The sequence below is a fragment of the Paractinoplanes bogorensis genome (assembly GCF_018829635.1).
Lineage (GTDB): Bacteria > Actinomycetota > Actinomycetes > Mycobacteriales > Micromonosporaceae > Actinoplanes > Actinoplanes bogorensis.
In genome coordinates, this window is record NZ_JAHKKG010000006.1 from 644,807 (window position 1) to 662,126 (window position 17,320).

The 17,320-nt window shown below is 70.7% G+C and carries 15 protein-coding genes; 6 read left to right on the forward strand and 9 right to left on the reverse strand.

All coding sequences use genetic code 11. From position 1 onward, the window contains the following. Nucleotides 1-4: 4 nt before the first annotated feature. From KOI35_RS22180 to KOI35_RS22210, 7 genes are all read right to left on the reverse strand, one after another. Nucleotides 5-1,471, reverse strand: coding sequence for an aldehyde dehydrogenase (locus KOI35_RS22180; RefSeq protein ID WP_215789399.1), 1,467 nt, complete (start codon nucleotides 1,469-1,471; stop codon nucleotides 5-7). 37 nt (nucleotides 1,472-1,508) lie between these two features. Beyond that, complete coding sequence (locus tag KOI35_RS22185; RefSeq protein WP_215789400.1) at nucleotides 1,509-2,870, reverse strand: diguanylate cyclase domain-containing protein; 1,362 nt, start codon at nucleotides 2,868-2,870, stop codon at nucleotides 1,509-1,511. 49 nt (nucleotides 2,871-2,919) lie between these two features. Beyond that, complete coding sequence (locus tag KOI35_RS22190) at nucleotides 2,920-3,732, reverse strand: ABC transporter ATP-binding protein (protein WP_215789401.1); 813 nt, start codon at nucleotides 3,730-3,732, stop codon at nucleotides 2,920-2,922. Then, nucleotides 3,729-4,796, reverse strand: a complete 1,068-nt coding sequence (locus KOI35_RS22195; RefSeq protein ID WP_215789402.1) for a FecCD family ABC transporter permease — start codon at nucleotides 4,794-4,796, stop codon at nucleotides 3,729-3,731. The genes KOI35_RS22190 and KOI35_RS22195 overlap by 4 nt, the downstream gene beginning before the upstream one ends. Next, entirely contained in the window at nucleotides 4,793-5,839 is a 1,047-nt protein-coding gene (locus KOI35_RS22200) for a FecCD family ABC transporter permease (protein WP_215789403.1), read from the reverse strand. The genes KOI35_RS22195 and KOI35_RS22200 overlap by 4 nt, the downstream gene beginning before the upstream one ends. Next, nucleotides 5,836-6,876 (reverse strand): iron-siderophore ABC transporter substrate-binding protein, encoded by a 1,041-nt coding sequence (locus KOI35_RS22205; protein ID WP_215789404.1) that lies wholly within the window; start codon nucleotides 6,874-6,876, stop codon nucleotides 5,836-5,838. Before KOI35_RS22205 ends, KOI35_RS22200 begins: the two co-directional genes overlap by 4 nt. A gap of 157 nt (nucleotides 6,877-7,033) precedes the next feature. After that, nucleotides 7,034-8,638 carry a methyl-accepting chemotaxis protein gene (locus KOI35_RS22210; RefSeq protein ID WP_308121113.1) on the reverse strand — a complete coding sequence of 535 codons (1,605 nt, stop codon included), beginning with the start codon at nucleotides 8,636-8,638 and terminating at the stop codon, nucleotides 7,034-7,036. Between the two features lie 105 nt (nucleotides 8,639-8,743). Between KOI35_RS22210 and KOI35_RS22215 the strand changes: the two genes are divergently transcribed. From KOI35_RS22215 to KOI35_RS22230, 4 genes are all read left to right on the forward strand, one after another. Further along, nucleotides 8,744-9,754: a LacI family DNA-binding transcriptional regulator gene (locus tag KOI35_RS22215; RefSeq protein ID WP_308121114.1), complete on the forward strand. Its 1,011-nt coding sequence runs from the start codon at nucleotides 8,744-8,746 to the stop codon at nucleotides 9,752-9,754. Nucleotides 9,755-9,872: 118 nt separating this feature from the next. Next, the gene (locus KOI35_RS22220; protein ID WP_215789406.1) at nucleotides 9,873-11,840 is read left to right on the forward strand and encodes a right-handed parallel beta-helix repeat-containing protein; all 1,968 of its coding nucleotides are present in this window, start codon (nucleotides 9,873-9,875) and stop codon (nucleotides 11,838-11,840) included. 89 nt (nucleotides 11,841-11,929) lie between these two features. Beyond that, nucleotides 11,930-12,919, forward strand: a complete 990-nt coding sequence (locus KOI35_RS22225; RefSeq protein WP_308121115.1) for an MsnO8 family LLM class oxidoreductase — start codon at nucleotides 11,930-11,932, stop codon at nucleotides 12,917-12,919. A gap of 154 nt (nucleotides 12,920-13,073) precedes the next feature. Next, on the forward strand, nucleotides 13,074-14,396 hold the full coding sequence (locus KOI35_RS22230) for an aminotransferase class I/II-fold pyridoxal phosphate-dependent enzyme (protein WP_215789407.1): 1,323 nt from the start codon (nucleotides 13,074-13,076) through the stop codon (nucleotides 14,394-14,396). Here KOI35_RS22230 and KOI35_RS22235 read toward each other — a convergent pair. After that, nucleotides 14,354-14,665, reverse strand: a complete 312-nt coding sequence (locus tag KOI35_RS22235) for an ArsR/SmtB family transcription factor (RefSeq protein WP_215789408.1) — start codon at nucleotides 14,663-14,665, stop codon at nucleotides 14,354-14,356. The two genes, KOI35_RS22230 and KOI35_RS22235, sit on opposite strands and share 43 nt — an antisense overlap. After that, nucleotides 14,658-15,062: an SRPBCC family protein gene (locus KOI35_RS22240; protein ID WP_215789409.1), complete on the reverse strand. Its 405-nt coding sequence runs from the start codon at nucleotides 15,060-15,062 to the stop codon at nucleotides 14,658-14,660. The genes KOI35_RS22235 and KOI35_RS22240 overlap by 8 nt, the downstream gene beginning before the upstream one ends. Before the next feature lie 93 nt (nucleotides 15,063-15,155). Between KOI35_RS22240 and KOI35_RS22245 the strand changes: the two genes are divergently transcribed. Together KOI35_RS22245 and KOI35_RS22250 are read left to right on the forward strand one after the other, a co-directional pair. Next, nucleotides 15,156-15,953, forward strand: coding sequence for an alpha/beta fold hydrolase (locus tag KOI35_RS22245; RefSeq protein WP_215789410.1), 798 nt, complete (start codon nucleotides 15,156-15,158; stop codon nucleotides 15,951-15,953). Next, nucleotides 15,950-17,320, forward strand: a complete 1,371-nt coding sequence (locus KOI35_RS22250) for an FAD-binding oxidoreductase (protein ID WP_215789411.1) — start codon at nucleotides 15,950-15,952, stop codon at nucleotides 17,318-17,320. The genes KOI35_RS22245 and KOI35_RS22250 overlap by 4 nt, the downstream gene beginning before the upstream one ends.

A 17,320-nucleotide genomic window follows, 5' to 3' on the forward strand; every position in this document is an offset into this window, starting at 1 on the left:
AGGGTCAGCCGAGTTTGAACGGATCTCTGAGTTCGCCGGTCAGTTCGACGTACACCGATTTGGTCTCCAGGTACTCCTCGACGGCGGCCAGGCCGTTCTCGCGGCCGATCCCGGACATCCCGTAGCCGCCGAACGGCATGTTGGGCGCCACCACCCGGTAGGCGTTGACCCAGACGGTGCCGGCCCTGAGCTGTGCCGCCACGCGATGCGCCCGGTGCACGTCCTTCGTCCACACGGCGCCGGCCAGCCCGTAGACGGTGTCGTTGGCCAGCCGCACACCCTCGCTCTCGTCGGCAAAGGGATAAACACTTAAAACCGGACCAAAGACCTCTTCCCGTACGATCGTCGAGCGCGCCGTCACCCCCGTGATCACGGTCGGCTTGACGAACAACCCGCCCAGCTCGCGCGCCGGCTCGCCACCCGCGGCGAAGGTGCCGCCCTCCTCGCGCGCCGTGCGCAGGTAGCCGAGCACCTTCTCGTACTGGGGAAGGTTGGCCACCGGTCCCATCTCGGTGTCCGGGTCCATCGGGTCGCCCAGTTTTATCGCGTCGGCGCGTTCGACGATCCGCGCGGTGAGTTCGTCGGCGACGTCGGAATGGACGACGAGCCGGGAGCCGGCCATGCACGTCTGCCCGGTCGCCGCGAACACCCCGGCCACCACGCCGTTGGCCGCGGCCGCGAGGTCGGCGTCGGGGAACACCAGCTGGCACGACTTGCCGCCCAGCTCGAGGGTGGCCCGGTTGACGTGGGCCAGCGCGGCCCGGCCCACGGCGATGCCGGTGGCGGTCGACCCGGTGAACGCGACCTTGTCGATGCCGGGGTGCCCGGCCAGTGCCTCGCCGGTCGAGCGGTCCCAGCCGGTGACCACGTTGACGACTCCGGGCGGCAGGCCGGCCTCGGTCAGGATCTCGGCGAAGGCGACCGTGGAGCACGGCGAGTGCTCGGACGGCTTGACCACGCACGTGTTGCCGGCCGCCAGCAGCGGGGCGAGCTTCCAGGTGAACAGCAGCAGCGGGCTGTTCCACGGGGTGATGCAGCCGACGACGCCGACCGGTTCCTTGCGGGTGTAGGCGAAGTAGTCCGGGTTGGCCAGCGGGACGGTCGCCCCCTCGAGTTTGTCGGCCAGGCCCGCGAACCAGTGGAACCAGGACGACAGCCCGGCCATCTGGCCGCTCATCTCGCGCAGCAGCTTGCCCGAGTCGCTGACCTCGAGCCGGGCCAGCCGGTCGGCGTTCGCGTCGAGGGCGTCGGCGCACTTCCGCATGATCGCGGCCCGCTGGAAGCCGGTCATCGCGCCCCACGGCCCGTCGAACGCCGCGCGGGCCGCCGCCACCGCCGCATCGACATCGGCCGCGCTGCCGTCGGCGACCCGGGCCCAGGCCTGGCCGGTGTACGGGTTCAGCGACGCGAACGTCCGCCCGGTCACCGAGCCCACGGACTTGCCGTCGATGAAGAGAGAAAACTCGTCCACGTTGTCACCCTTGCGCGCGCGCAGAGTGACAGGCAAGTCAGGCCGGGGCGGAGGCCGGGGCGGCGCGGAAATGGACGATCCGGCCGCGCCCGGCCTCCTTGGCCTGATAGAGCGCGACGTCGGCGTCGTGGAACAGGGCACCGGCGGGCTGGGCCGGGTCGGCCGGGACGGCGATCCCGATCGAGGTGCCGATGGTGACCGTACGGCCGTCGATCTCGTACGGCTCACTCAGGCTCTTCAGGATGTGCCCGGCCACCGCGTCGACGTCGGCCGGCGACTCGAGGTCGCTGCACAGCACCAGGAACTCGTCCCCGCCGAAACGGCACACCAGGTCGTGCCCGCGGACCCCGGCCCGGAGCCGCTGCGCGACCTGCTTGAGCAGCGCGTCGCCGGTGCTGTGCCCGTACGTGTCGTTGACCGGTTTGAAACCGTCGAGGTCGAGGAAGAGCGCCGCGACCGACGTGCGCCCGCGGCGGCGCTGCTCGGCCAGCACCTCTTCGGCCTGTTGCATGAACAACGCCCGCCCGGGCAGTTCGGTGAGCGTGTCGTGCAGGCGGGCGTGGGCGAGCCGCGACGCGCCGGTCAGCACGACGGCGCCGACGAACAGGATGGTGATGATGGCGGCGGTGAAGGCGGCGAACAGCACCCAGCCGACGCGTGCGGTCGACCGGACGGACTGCAGCACCGTGGCCTTGGACGCGGTGGTCACGATGCGCCACGAGCTGCCGCTCACCGCGCGGGCCGCGACGTAGCGGTCGCCGGTCTCGACGGCCTTGTCGGCCCGCAGCACGCTCAGCAGCCCGGCGTCGGGCATGACCGTGCCGGCCGGGGTGGCGTCCGGCGCGACCAGCACCCGCTCGTTCGCATCGATCAGGTAGGCGGTGGTGCCGGTGGCCTTCAGCGCACCCGCGGCCACCGACGTCACGTCGCGGACCCGGGTGGTGAGCACCAGCATCCGGGTGCCGCCGGGCGTCGCGAACGGCTGGAAGGCGTTGACCATCGGGTCGCTGCGGTCGGTCATGATGTCGCCCCAGGCGAGCTTGCCGGTGCGCTTCGCGTCCTGGAAGCCGGGGTTGGACACCCACCCGGCGGCCCGGGCGGCGAACGACGCGGGCGTGCCGTAGAGGAGTTTGCCGTCGCCGGTGATGATCGCGTACTCGGGCACGTCGAACTGGGCCCGGTAGTCGGTCCTGGCCATCTCGGCCGCCGTGCCGGCGAACGCGGCCTCGCAGAACTCCCGCGTCTTGGCGTCGTTGGCGCCGAGCGCGCTGGCGATCACCGCCGCCGAGACCTCGGCCCGGGTGTCGAACTCCTGCAGTACCTCGGTCTGTGATCGCGCCACCGTGTCGGTCAGGAGCCAGCCCGCACCACCGACGAGCACCAGCCCCAGCAGGATCACGAGACACACCGCGAGACGCCGTGACCTCATGACCCCCTGTTCGACCGGGTCACCCGGGAGTTGAGGTCACATGGTGGCGGCCCAGCGGCAGCATCAGCGGCTTGTCCGAGGTGGGGTCGGTGATGACCCGGCTGTCCAGCCCGAACACCGCCCGGACGCAGTCCTCGGTCAGCACCTCGGCCGGCTCGCCCGCGGCGTAGAGCTTGCCGTCGGCCAGGGCGATCAGGTGGTCGGTGTAGCGGGCGGCCATGTTCAGGTCGTGCAGCACCATCACGATGGTCGTGCCGCGGGTCTGGTTGAGATCGGTCAGCAGGTCGAGCACCTCGACCTGGTGGCTGACGTCGAGGAACGTGGTCGGCTCGTCCAGCAGCAGCAGGTCGGTCTGCTGGGCCAGCGCCATCGCGATCCAGACCCGCTGGCGCTGGCCGCCGGAGAGCTCGTCGACCGAGCGGTCGGCCAGGTCGGCCGTGTGGGTGGCGTCGAGCGCGGCGGCCACGGCCTCGTCGTCGGCGTGACTCCAGCGGGACAGCAGGCGCTGGTGCGGGTTACGGCCGCGCCCGACCAGATCGGCGACGGTGATGCCCTCGGGCGCGATGGGGGACTGGGGGAGCAGTCCGAGCGTACGGGCGAGCTCCTTGGCCGGCATCCTGTGCACCTCGCGGCCGTCCAGCAGCACGTGGCCGGCCCGCGGGGCGAGCAGCCGCGACATCGAGCGCAGCAGCGTCGACTTGCCGCAGGCGTTGGCGCCCACGATGGTCGTGATCCGGCCGGGCGGGACGAGCAGGTCGAGCGACTCGATGACCGTCCGGTCGCCGTAGCCGAGCTGCAGACTCTCCACGGACAGGGAATGGGTGGCGGTCACAGCGAGCCTCCGGCGCGGTTCGTGCGGATGAGCAGGTAGACGAGGTAGGGCGCGCCGAGCACGCCGGTGACGATGCCGACCGGGTAGCGGATGTCGAACGCGTTCTGGCCGATCAGGTCGGCCACCAGCACCAGCAGCGCGCCGACCAGTCCGGCCGGCACGAGCAGGGAACCGGCCCCGCCGATGATGCGGGCGGCGATCGGTCCGGACAGGAACGCCACGAAGGCGATCGGTCCGGTGGCCGCGGTGGCGAACGCGAGGAGTCCGACGGCGGCCACGATCACCAGGATCCGGGTGCGTTCCAGCCGTACGCCGAGGGCGGCCGCCGTGTCGTCGCCCAGCTGGAGCATGAACAGGTTGCGGGCCTGCGAGAGCAGCAGCGGCCCGAGGACGACCAGGGCCAGCGCCACCGGCCCGGTCTCGTCCCAGGTGGCGCCGTTGAGGCTGCCGGTGAGCCAGCGCTGGGCCTGCTGCAGGTCCCACTGGGCGGCCTGGCTGAGCACGTACGCGGTGGCGCTGTCGAGCATGGCGGCGATGCCGATGCCGATCAGGATGAGCCGGGTGCCGGCCACGCCGTCGCGGAAGGACAGCGTGTAGACGATCACCGCCACGCCCAGCCCGGCCCCGATCGCGAACACCGAGACGCCGGTCTCGCTCAGGCCGAGCACGACGATCGCGAACGCGGCGGCGGCACTCGCGCCCGAGGTGATGCCGATGACGTCGGGGCTCGCGAGGGGGTTGCGCAGCATGGTCTGGAAGGTGACGCCGCCCAGCCCGAAGCAGAACCCGGCCAGGGCGGCCAGACTCGCCCGGGGCAGCCGCAGCTCACCCACGGTGAACGAGGCGCCGGGCACGGTCTCGCCCAGGATGACCCGCCCGATCTCGGACAGGGTGTAGAAGGTCTCGCCGACCATGAGATTTATCCCGTACGCCACCACGACCAGCGCGACGAGGATGCCGATGACGAGCCCGCGGCGCCGCGATCGACGCACCCGGCTGCGGGTGACGGCGGCAAGGGTCGGCGTCTCTGCGGGGGACGACGCCGACGAAACCGAAAGGGTCACAGCTCGCGCACCTTCTGCCGGCGGACGATGTAGATGAAGAACGGGGCGCCGATCAGCGCGGTGATGATCCCGACGTCGATCTCCTGCGGGCGCGCGACCAGCCGGCCCACCACGTCGGCGGCGGTCAGCAGCGCGGCCCCGATCAGGGCCGAGTACGGCAGCAGCCAGCGGTGGTCGAGCCCGACCAGCAGCCGGCACAGGTGCGGCACGACCAGCCCGACGAAGGCGATCGGCCCGGCCACCGCGGTCGACGCGCCGCAGAGCAGCACCGCGCCCAGCGCCGCGATGCCCCGGGCCAGGGCCACCCTCTCGCCGAGCCCGGCCGCCAGCTCGTCGCCCAGGGCGAGCGAGTTGAGCGACTTGGCCGACAGGAACGAGATGACGAATCCGGCGGCGAGGAACGGCAGCGCCTGCCGGATGCTGTCGTAGCTCGCGCCGCCCACGCCGCCGATCTGCCACGACTGGAAGCCGGTGGCGATGTCGCTGCGCGGCAGCACGAACGCACCGATCAGCGAGGCCAGCGCGGCCGAGATCGCGGCGCCGGCCAGGGCCAGCTTGAGCGGGGTGGCACCGCCGCGGCCGAGCGAGCCGACGGCGTACACGAAAACCGCCGTGACCGACGCACCCAGAATGGCCACCCACATGTAGCCGGCCGCGGAGGAGAGCCCGAACGACACGATGCCGGTGACCACCGCGAGGGAGGCGCCCATGTTGACGCCGAGGATGCCCGGGTCGGCCAGCGGGTTGCGGGTGACGCCCTGCATGACCGCGCCGGCCAGGCCGAGCGCGGCGCCGACGAGGACGGCCAGGAGCGTACGGGGAATGCGTTTCACCACCGCGGCCTGGCCGAGATTCTCGTCGTGGCCCTGCACGCCGGCCACGATGTCGGACCACGGCACGATGCGTGAGCCGAACGCGACCGAGGCCACCATGAGCAGGGCCAGCACGGCCAGTCCGGCCAGGATCCAGAGGGTACGCACCCGGGCCGGGCGCCGCCGATCGACGGCGGGACCCGGCCCGGGGCGGTCGTCGAGCTGCGTCATGACACCTTGTCGGCGGCGGTGGCGAGCAGGTTGACGTAGTCGTTCAGCACGAACGGGATGGCCAGCACGGTCGGGTTGGCCGCGGTGGCCAGCGGGGTGCTGCCGACGAGCTGCACGACCGAGCCGCGCTTGACCGCCGGGATCTTCGACAGCAGCGGGTCGGCCTGCAGCTTGGCCAGCTGGTCCTCGCTGTCCGAGTACATGACGATCACGTCGACGTCGTCGAACGCCTGGATCTGCTCCGAGCTCTTGTTCAGCGTGAACGCGTCGGTGCCGGCCGAGTCCTTCTCCACCACGTCGGCGATCTTGAGGCCGAGGTCGCTGAAGAACTGCGTACGGGTGTCGTGCGAGGTGTAGTAACCGATCTTGCTGAGGTCGGTCGGGTCGATGTGCGTCACGAACATCGTCTGCTTGCCGGCCAGCTGCGGCTTGGTCGCGGCGGCGTCCTTCATGGCCTTCTCGGTGCTGGCGATCAGCGCGTCACCCTCGGCCTGCAGGCCCAGCGCCTGGCTGGAGAGCTTCACGATGTCGCGCCATGGGGTGGCCCAGGGCGCGTCCGGGTAGGCGATGACCGGCGCGATCTTGCTGAGCGTGTCGTAGTCCTGCTGGGTGATGCCCGAGTACGTGGCCAGGATGACGTCCGGCTTGGTGTTGGCGACCGCCTCGAACGCGATGCCGTCGGTCTCGTCGAACATGACCGGGGCCTGCCCGCCGAGCTCCTTGATCTTGTCGCCGACCCACGGCAGCATGCCGTCGCCGTCGTCGTCGCCGAAGTTGGCCTTGGCCATGCCGACCGGGACGATGCCCAGCGCCAGCGGCACCTCGTGGTTCTCCCACTGCACGGTGGCGACGCGTTCGGGCTTCTTCTCGATGGTGGTGGTGCCGAGCTTGTGGGTGATCGTGATCGGGAACTGGGCGGCGGCCGAGCTGCCGCCCGCCGGGGTCTCGTCGGATTCGTCGGAACCGTCACCGCAAGCGGTGAGGGCGAGGGCGGCGGCGGTGGCGACGGCGGCGGCCAGCAAACGAGGGGTTCGCATACGCGGACTCCAGTTCTACAGATTTCAAATTAGGTACGCCTAACCTAACAGCGACTCCTCGTGGGGTCAGGGGGGCGAAAGTGAAAAGGGCACAGGTCACGGCCCGTACGGGGCCTTGACCTGTGCCGCTTCCGATCTGATACCTGCGCGCGCCCTCTCAGACGAGCTTGTAGCTGGACACTGTGGCCTGGAGTTCGGCCGCGGTGCGGGCCAGGCCGGCCGCGGTCTGCTGGGTGTCCGACGCGCCCGAGGTGACGTGCGAGGCGGCCAGCGAGACGCCGGAGATGGTGTCGGCGATGCTCGACGAGCCGGTCGCCGCCTCGTGGACGCTGCGCGAGATCTCGGCCGTGGTGGCGGTCTGCTCCTCGACCGCGGCCGCGATCGTCGTCGTGTAGTCGTTGATGGTCGCGATGACCTCGCCGATCTGCTGGATCGCGATGACCGCGGCGCTGCTCTCGGCCTGGATCGCGCCGACCTGGGTGGTGATCTCCTGGGTGGCCCGGGCGGTCTCCTGGGCCAGGTCCTTGACCTCGCTGGCGACCACGGCGAAGCCCTTGCCGGCCTCCCCGGCGCGGGCGGCCTCGATGGTGGCGTTGAGCGCGAGCAGGTTGGTCTGCTCGGCGATCGAGGTGATCAGCGCGACCACCGAGCCGATCTGGGCCGACGCCTCGCCGAGCCGGGCCACGCTGGCGTTGGTGCTCTCGGCGGCGCGCTGCGCGTCCGCGGCCACGCCGGCCGCCTCGTTGGCGTTGTTCGAGATCTCGCGGATCGACACGCCCATCTCCTCGGCGCCCGCCGACACCGTGGTCACGCTGACCGAGACCATCGACGCCGCGTCGGACACCGTGGACACCTGGGCCGACGTCTCCTCGGCCGACGCCGACAGCTCGGACGACACCGCCGACAGTTCCTCCGAGGCCGAGGCCAGCATGGTCGAGCTGTCCTGGATGCGCCGCACCATCGCGCCCATCGCCTCGGCGGTCTCGTTGAGCGTGGCCGACATGTGGCCGACCTCGTCGTTGCTCTCCACCGCGACCCGGGCGGTGAGGTCGCCGTGGGCGATGCGCTCGAGGGCCTCGACGTTGCGGCCGAGCGGCTTCACGATCATCCGGCTGATCACGTAGGCCAGGCCGAGACCGATCGCCAGGCCGCCGGCCAGCAGGCCGATGACCAGGACGCGGGTGGTCTCGTACCGGGACTGCGCGTCGGTGGCCTGCTGGGCGCTGGCCTGGACGGTGAGGTCGGACAGCGAGGTCAGATCGGTCCGGACGTCCTTCATCTCGGTGGCCAGCTGGTTGTCGCGCAGCTCCTCGACCTGGGCCTTCGCGTTCTGCTCGGACAGCGGCATGATCTGGTTCTCGAGCAGCGCGGTGTAGTCGGCCCAGTTCTTGTCGAAGTGGGCGGCCGCGGTCATGGCGGTGGAGTCGACCGGGAACGCCTGGAACTCCTTCGAGTACCGGGTGACCTCACTCTCGGCCTTGGCCACGGCGGCGCCGGCGGTGCGGCGCTCGGTCGCGTCGGTGGCGAGCAGGTAGTCGTCCATGGCCAGCCAGGTGCGGTTGACCGCCGCGCGCAGGTTGCCGATGCTGTTGAGCGCCTGGTTGTGCACGTACCCGGCCTTGACCTGGTCGTTGGTCGTGCTCAGGCTGCTCAGCGCGTACAGGCCGTTGCCCACCCCGAAGACGGCGACCACGCCGACCGAGGCCATGATTTTCGTGCCGACACGCCGGTCGGTCAGGAGTCGCTTCAATCCAGAGGTCACGTGACGTCGCTTCCGGTGAGAGGGGGCTACGACCGCTTGATCGGTTCCGCCCCGGCCGCGCGGCAGGAACCGCACGGGTGCGAAAGCGTTGCGATAATGGGCGGCGTGACCCGTGATCCGCAGCGCGCGACGCTGGCCGTCGTCGCACGGGAGGCCGGCGTGTCCGTGCCGACCGTGTCCAAGGTGGTGAACGGGCGGAGCGACGTGTCACCCGAGACCCGGGCCCGGATCGAGACCCTGCTGCTGCGCCACGGCTACGTCGCGCGTGGCCTCGGCGGGGCACAACCTGGTTCCCGTACGGTGGAAATGGTCTTCGATGCGATGAAGACCCCCAACAATCTCGACATCCTGCACGGCGCGCTCGAGGCGGCCACGGCCGAGGGCGTCGACGTGGTGGTCGGCACCGTCCCCGAAGATCCGCTGGGCGCGGCCTGGGCCCGGCGCATGACGGCGGCCCACCGCGAGGGCCTGATCCTGGTCACGTCCGAGATCAACAGCCAGCAGTGGCGGCAGTTCGCCGAGCAGAACATCCCCGTGGTCACGATCGACCCGATCAACCTGCCCGGCCCCGACGTGCCCAGCGTCGGCGCCACCAACTTCAACGGCGGCATGGCGGCCACCACGCACCTGCTCGAGCTCGGTCACCGGCGGATCGGATTCGTCGAGGGCCCGCCGGGCGCGATGGTGGCCATCGCCCGGCTGCACGGCTATCACGCCGCCCTGTCGCAACACGGCCTGACCGGCGATCCCGGGCTGATGACGGCCGGACCGTTCTCGTTCGAGACCGGCTTCTCGGCCGGGCTCGAGCTGCTCGGCCGGAAGGAGCGGCCGACCGCCCTGTTCGCCTCGAGCGACGGCCAGGCGCTGGGCGTGATCGAGGCGGCGCGCACGCTGGGCCTGCGCGTGCCCGAGGACGTGAGCGTGGTCGGCTTCGACGACATCAACGCGGCCCGGTGGTCGGCACCGCCGCTGACCACCGTCCGCCAGCCGTTCGCCGAGATGGGCCGGGTCGCCATGCGCCGGCTGCTGCGGCTGATCGCGGGGGAGACGCTGGCCTCGCCGCGGATCGAGCTGGCGACTGAACTGATCATCCGGAAATCGACCGCCGCGGCCTGATCGCCGTCATGCTCGAAAGGCTCGACCGTGACCCGGTTCGAAAGTTTTCGACGCCTTGACATGATCTTTTCGAAATCTTACCGTTACGCGGGCTCCAGCGACGAAGGTGCGTGACCAGATGACTTCTGAATTCCACGTGGCGACAACCGGTTCGGATTCGGCCTCCGGCACCGCGGACGAGCCGTTCCGGACGATCAACCGCGCGGCCGCCCTGGCCCAGGCCGGCGACACCGTGACCGTGCACGCCGGCGAGTACCGCGAATGGGTCAAGCCCCGCCGCGGCGGGCTCAGCGACGCCCGCCGCATCACCTACCGCGCCGCCGAGGGCGAGCACGTGGTCATCAAGGGCTCCGAGCGGGTCACCGGCTGGGTTCAGGAATCCGGGACGGTGTGGCGCGCCGACGTTCCGAATGCTTTGTTCGGCGACTTCAACCCGTACGGGGAAGAGGTTTCCGGTGATTGGATCGTCTATCCGGAGGGCGCCGCGCACAAGCACCTCGGGGACGTCTATCTCAACGGGCTGAGCTTCTACGAGGTCGACTCGGCCGACGCTGTCGCCGCACCCGTCGCCCGCACGGAAATCGTCGACAACTGGACGGCGACGACGTCGCCCATTCTGAATGCCGACCAGACCACGCTGGTGTGGCACGCGTCCGTCGGCGAGGAGTCGACGACGATCCGGGCCAATTTCCAGGGTGCGGATCCGAACACCGAGCTGGTCGAGATCAACGTACGGCGATCGGTGTTCTTCCCGGTTGTTCCGCATCTCGACTACATCACCGTGCGTGGCTTCGAGCTGGCCCAGGCGGCCACGCCGTGGACCCCGCCGACCGCCGACCAGCCCGGGCTCATCGGGCCGAACTGGTCGAAGGGCTGGATCATCGAGGACAACGTCATCCACGACGCCAAGACCTCGGCCGTTTCGATCGGTAAGGAAGCGTCGACCGGCCACAACTACGCCACCGAGCGCGGCGACAAGCCCGGTTATCAATACCAGCTCGAGTCGGTCTTCTCCGCGCAGCAGATCGGGTGGGACAAGGAGCACATCGGCTCCCACGTGATTCGCCGCAACACCATTTACGACTGCGGGCAGAACGGCATCGTCGGCCATCTCGGATGCGTGTTCTCGACCATCGAGGACAACCACATCTACAACATCGCCCTCAAGCGCGAGTACTACGGCTACGAGATCGGCGGCATCAAACTGCACGCCGCGATCGACGTGGAGATCCGGCACAACCGCATCCACGACTGCTCGCTCGGCACCTGGCTCGACTGGCAGACGCAGGGCACGCGCATCTCGCGCAACGTGTTCCACAACAACAGCCGCGACATCTTCATCGAGGTCAGCCACGGCCCGTACATCGTCGAGCACAACGTCTTCGCCTCCCCGGCGTCGATCGAGCTGTTCAGCCAGGGCGGCGCGTTCATCAGCAACCTGATCCTGGGCACGGTGCGCGTCGAGGCGGTCATGGATCGGGCCACGCCCTACCACCGGCCGCACAGCACGCAGGTGGCCGGCTACGCGTACATCCGGGCCGGGGACGACCGCTGGTTCGGCAATCTCTTCGTGGGGGGAGACGCTTCCCTCGCGTACGGGGTGGGGGCCGAGGGCAAGGAGCCGGCGTTGACCGGCACCTCGGCGTACGACGGCTACCCGGCCTCGTTCGCGGACTACATCGAGCGGATCCAGTCGCAGCCGCCGGGCGACCACCAGCGCTACCTCGACGTGGTGCAGGCGGTCTACACGGGCGGCAACGTCTATGCGGCGGGCGCCCGCCCCTTCGACGGCGAGACCAACCCGCTGGTCCTCCCGTCCGGCACGGCCGCTGTCCTGGAGGACGGCGACGGCGTGTACCTGGTGGCCACGCTGCCGGGCGAGTTCGACGGTGCCCGCTCGGCACCGGTGTCGGGCCGCGACCTCGAGCGGGTCCGCTTCGCCGACGCCGAGTTCGAGGAGCGCGACGGCACACCCGCCGTGATGGACGTCGACCTGGTCGGAACCGTCAAGGCCGCCGACGGCCGTTTCGCCGCTGGGCCGCTGGCCACGCTGGCCTCGGGGGAGTCCCGCACCCGCATCTGGTGAGCCTCGGCCGCGCCCCTCGACACGTCCGGTCGTCGAGGCCTGAATCACCCCGCGGAACAACCTCGTCGTGTTCAGCGCTGAACCCAGGCGTGATCAACTCGCGGCTCTCGCTGCTGGACCGCTCGCGCACCCGGGCCGGCGAGGCCTCTCCGATCGCGCTTCACGAGACGGTGGCGCGCGCGGTCCGGGCCGAGTGGCTCGGTTACGACCGTGTGTGGGTGGCCGAGCACCACAGCGTTCCCGGCATCGCGGGATCGGCGCCCGCGGTGCTGCTGACCGCGATAGCCGGCGCCACCACGACCATCCGGATCGGGTCGGCCGGCGTGATGCTGCCCCACCACCAGCCGCTCGTGGTGGCCGAGCAGTTCGCCACCCTGGCCGCCTTCGCGCCCGGCCGGGTCGACCTGGGGCTGGGCCGGTCGCCCGGGTTCACCCCGCCCGTACGCCGGGCGCTGCGCCAGACCGACCACGACTTCGCCGCCGACGTGACCGAGTTGCGCGGCTACCTCACCGGCCGGTCCGAGGTCAGCCTGCACCCGCGACCCGACGGTCCGATTCCCCTGTACGTGCTGGCCACCGGCGCCGGGCTGCAGGTCGCGGCCGCGCTCGGTCTACCGGTGATCGTCGGCGGCCCGCTGCTGTGGTCCGACGGCGGGGCGCTGGCCGAATACCGGCGTGCCTTCCGGCCGTCGCCGCAACAGCCCGAACCGTGGGTGGCGGTCAGCCTCGACGTGCTGATCACCGACGACCCCGACCTCATCCTCCCCGAGGCGTGGGCGATGGCCCGCAGCCGTACGGAGGGGGAGTTCCCGCCCCTCGAGCCGGTAGCCGTGGTGCGGGCCGCCACCAAGACTTCTCGGCAGCAGCAGTATCTCGAGCAGACCGTGGCCGCGGCCATCACCGGCCCGCGAGCTCGGGTCGAGAGCCGCCTGGCCGAGCTGCTCGAGCGCACCGGAGCAGCCGAGTTGGTGGCCGCGGGCAGCACGTACGACCGGGCCGCTCTGGCCGCCTCGGACGCGGCGCTGGCCGCTCTCTTCGACCGCGGACACCCGACGAACGGTTCGCTGAGCCGGCCCTGACGACATACGACGGCCGACGAACCGTCTGTCCGGTCGAGCCGAGTGCGGGCGAGTCCGGACGAAAAAGCCCGTTATCCGGTGTTCGTCATCTCTCGTTGGATGGTTCGGTGCCGCCTGGCACGTTGATACCTGAACCAACGGAGTGTTTGCCGCAATGGTCAACCGCGACGCCATCCGTGGCTACGCCGCGAACCCGTTCACCGGCTTCCCGGCCGGTCACCGCTACGCCGACGACGTCACAGACGGCGGTCTGCTCGACATCATGGCCGCGCGGACGTGGTTCGATCGCATCGACGCCAGCCGCGACGCGAACGCGTACACGTTCGGCCTGCCGCTCGACACCCGGGCCGCGGCCACGAGCGGGTTCGCCGGGCAGGAGCTGACGGTCTTCTCGACGTACGGCTATCTCGGGCTCAACGGTCACCCGCGGATCACCGCGGCCGCGGCCGAGGCGGTGGAGCGGTGGGGCACCTCGACCGGCGGTGTGCGCCTGCTGACCGGCACCATTCAGCTGCACCTGGACACCGAACGCGATCTGGCCGCCTACCTCGGCACCCAGGCGAGCGCGCTGTTTGCGAACGGGTACGACGCCAACGTCGCCGCCATCTCGGGTGTCGTCGGTCGCCGGGACGTCGCGATCCTGGACGAGAAGGCGCACCGCAGCGTCTTCGACGGGTGTCGTCTGGCCGGCTGCCGGGTGGTGAAGTTCCGGCACAACGACATGACCCATCTCGACAGCTTGCTGGCCGAGCACACCGGGGGCGCCGGTCGGGTGCTCGTCGCGGTCGACGGCGTCTATTCGATGGACGGCGACCTCGCTCCGCTCGAGGACCTGGTGCGGCTCAAGCACCGTTACGGCGCCTTCCTGCTGCTCGACGAGTCGCACGCGATCGGCGTGATCGGCAAGGACGGCCGGGGTACGGCCTCGCACGCGGGGGTCATGCCGGCCGAGGTCGACATCATGACCGGCTCGCTGGGCAAGGCGTTCCCGTCCGGCGGCGGCTTCGTCGCCGGATCCCGCGGTCTGATCATGTATCTCCAGCACGGCACCGCGCCGTACATGTTCTCGTCGGCGCTGACCCCGGCCAACACCGCCGCCATCCGGGAGGCCATCCGGGTTGTCGTCGAGGAGCCCGAACACCGCGAGCGGATGGACGTGAACACGGCGCGGCTCCGCGCGATCGTCGCCGGCGCCGGGCTCGACCACGGCCCCACGGCGACTCCGATCGTGCCGGTGATTCTGGGGGACACCTTGCGTACGTACGCGTGGGCCCGTCGGCTGCTGGACTTCGGCATCTACACCTCCGCCGTACCCGCCCCGGCCGTGCCGGAAGGCCAGTCACGGCTGCGACTGTGTGCCACGGCCGGCCACACGGCCGACGACCTCGACCGTCTGGAGCAGGCCCTCCGGACGATCCGGGCGGGCGAAGCGGCTCAGGCCAGGTCGCGCAGCCGGGACAGGGCCGACGACCAGTAGGACTCGTACTTGGCCAGCCACGGGGCCAACGCCCTGGACATCGCGTCCGCGTTCAGGGCGTAGCGCTGGTGGCGGCCCTCGCGCGTGGCCGTCACCAGGTCGGCCGCCCGCAACGCCATCAGGTGTTTGGAGATGCCCGAGGCGACCAGCTCCGGGAAGTGGCCGGCCAGGTCGCCGACGGTCTGTGGGCCCAGTTCGGCCAGCAGGTCGAGGATGCGACGGCGGGTCGGGTCGGCCAGGGCCCGGAACAGGTCGTCCTGCTCAGACACCGGCCGCGGCCACGGCGTCGGCGAGGCGGGCGAGGATCTGGTGCTGGTCGGCGCCCCGCTCGTACGCCTCCCTGGTCGCCTCCCAGCCGGGCTTGCCGATGCCGGCGAAACCGTCGTGGACCAGCGCGACCCGGGTGCCGGTGGCGGCCGGGTCGAGGGTGATGACCAGGCGGCCGGGGTGGACCCAGCCCGCGTCCTCCTCGAGCCACGACAGCACGAGCCGGCCCTCGGGGACCATCTCGAGGACCACGCCGCTGATCCCGGGCATGCGCCAGGCTCCGCCCACCTGGGCGTCGATCTCGATGTCGGGGGACATCCAGCGGCGCAGGCCCTCCTGCGTCGACAGCCAGCGCCAGACGACGCTGGGCGGGGCGGGGATGTCGATCGTTCGCGTCACCTCGGGCACGGTGGCCTCCTCAACGTCTTACCGCTTGGTAATGCATTACCGTACGGTAAGACATCGCGACCGTCAAAAGGTAGGGTCAGGGGCATGGCGACCTTCAGAACCAGTGACGGAGTACGCCTGAACTACGCCGACGAGGGCACGGGTACGCCGGTGGTGCTGATCGCCGGGTTCTGCGCCCCGCTGGAGAGCTGGGAACTGCAACGCGCGGCCCTGGCCGGCGCCGGCTATCGGGTCGTCGGGTTCGATCGGCGCTCGCACGGCGGGTCGGAGTCACCCGCGTACGGGCAAAGACTCTCGCGCCACGGCAAGGATCTGCGGGAACTGCTCGTGGAGCTCGCGCTCGACGACGCCGTGCTCGTCGGCGGGTCGATGGGGGCGAGCACGATCTGGGCCTACTACGACCTGTTCGGCGCCGAGCGGGTGCGGGCCGTGGTCACCATCGACCAGACGCCCAAGCTGGTCAACGACGAATCGTGGGGCCACGGGTTCTACGGGCTCAACCGTGACAACGTGGGCACCTTCTTCGACCACGGCATCCCCGACACCGGGCGCGGTCTGCGCGGGCAGCGGCTCGAGGGGATCAACCGGGTGGTCGAGGCGCTGGGTCGCGCGCCCGAGTTCGCCGACGGGCGTACGCCGGAACGCCGTGCCCTGCTGCAGAACCACACCGAGGCCGACTGGCGCGACGTGATCGCCCGGATGAGCGTGCCCAGCCTGTTCATCGCCGGGCGGCAGAGCCAGCTCTGGCCGTGCGAGCACGCCGAGGCCGCGGCGGCCACCAACCGGCTGGCCTCCGTGGTCACGCTCGACGACTGCGGGCACGCGGCCAACCTCGACCAGCCCGAGCTGACCAACGCGGCGATCCTGGAGTTCCTGAAATGATCCGTGAGCTCGAAGGCCTCGATCTTATCGACGACGCCGACGTCCTCGAGAGCCTCAGTCATGACGATGCCGAGTGGGCCCCGTACGGGAAAGCCTTTGCCGCCGTACGCCCGCGGAGCACCGACGACGTCCGGCGGGTCGTCGCGGCCTGCGCCAAGCGCAACATCCCGATCGTGACCCGCGGGGCCGGCACCGGGCTGTCCGGCGGGGCCAACGCGGTCGACGGCGCGATGATCATCGACCTGTCCAGGATGAACGCGATCGTCGAGATCGACGCCGACAATATGACCGCCACCGTGCAGCCCGGCGTGATCAACGACGACCTCAAGAAGGCGGTCGCCGAGCACGGGCTCTGGTATCCGCCCGACCCGGCCAGCGCGCCCTGGTCGACGATCGGCGGCAACGTGTCGACCAACGCCGGCGGTCTGTGCTGCCTCAAGTACGGGGTGACCCGCGACTACGTGCTCGGGCTGGAGGCGGTCGTGGGCGGGCCGGCCGGCGACTACGGCACCGTCGTGCGGCTCGGACGGCGTACGACGAAAGGGGTCAGCGGTTATGACCTGGCCGGGCTCTTCACCGGATCCGAGGGCACGTTCGGGGTGATAACCGAGGTCACCGTACGACTTCGTCCCGCGCGCCGGGAAGCGCCCCGAACCGTGGTCGGCGCGTTCGGCAGCGTGGTGGCCGCCGGTGAAGCAGTAGCCGCGATCACCCGGGCCGGACTGCTGCCCGCCGCCCTCGAACTGCTCGACCGCACGTGCCTGCGGGCCGTCGAAGACTGGAAACACCTGGGCCTCGAGGCCGACGCCGCCGCCCTGCTGCTGGCCCAGCTCGACTCACCCGGCCGGGCCGGCGACGACGAGGCCACCGCGGTCGCCGAGGTGTTCCGGGCGGCCGGCGCGATGTGGGCCGAACAGTCGACCGACGAGGTCGAGGCCGAGGCGCTGTTCGCCGCCCGCCGGCTCGCCTACCCGGCCCTGGAACGGCTCGGCCCGGTGCTCACCGAAGACGTCTGCGTCCCCCGCTCGCAGGTGCCGCACATGCTGGCCGCGATCGAAGAGATCGCGACACGGCACGGCACCACGATCGCCACCATCGCGCACGCCGGCGACGGCAACCTGCACCCGCTGATCCTGGCCCCGGCCGGCGACGAGGACGCGAAGCGTGCGGCCCAGGCGGCGTTCGACGAGATGCTGAGCGCGGCCATCGCGGTCGGCGGCACGGTCACCGGCGAACACGGCGTGGGCCTGCTCAAGCGGGCGGGCATGCGGCAGGAACTGTCGCCCGCGGTGCTCGCCATGCAGCTCGCGGTGAAGCAGACACTCGACCCGCTGAATCTCTTCAACCCCACCAAGGTGGTCGGGTAG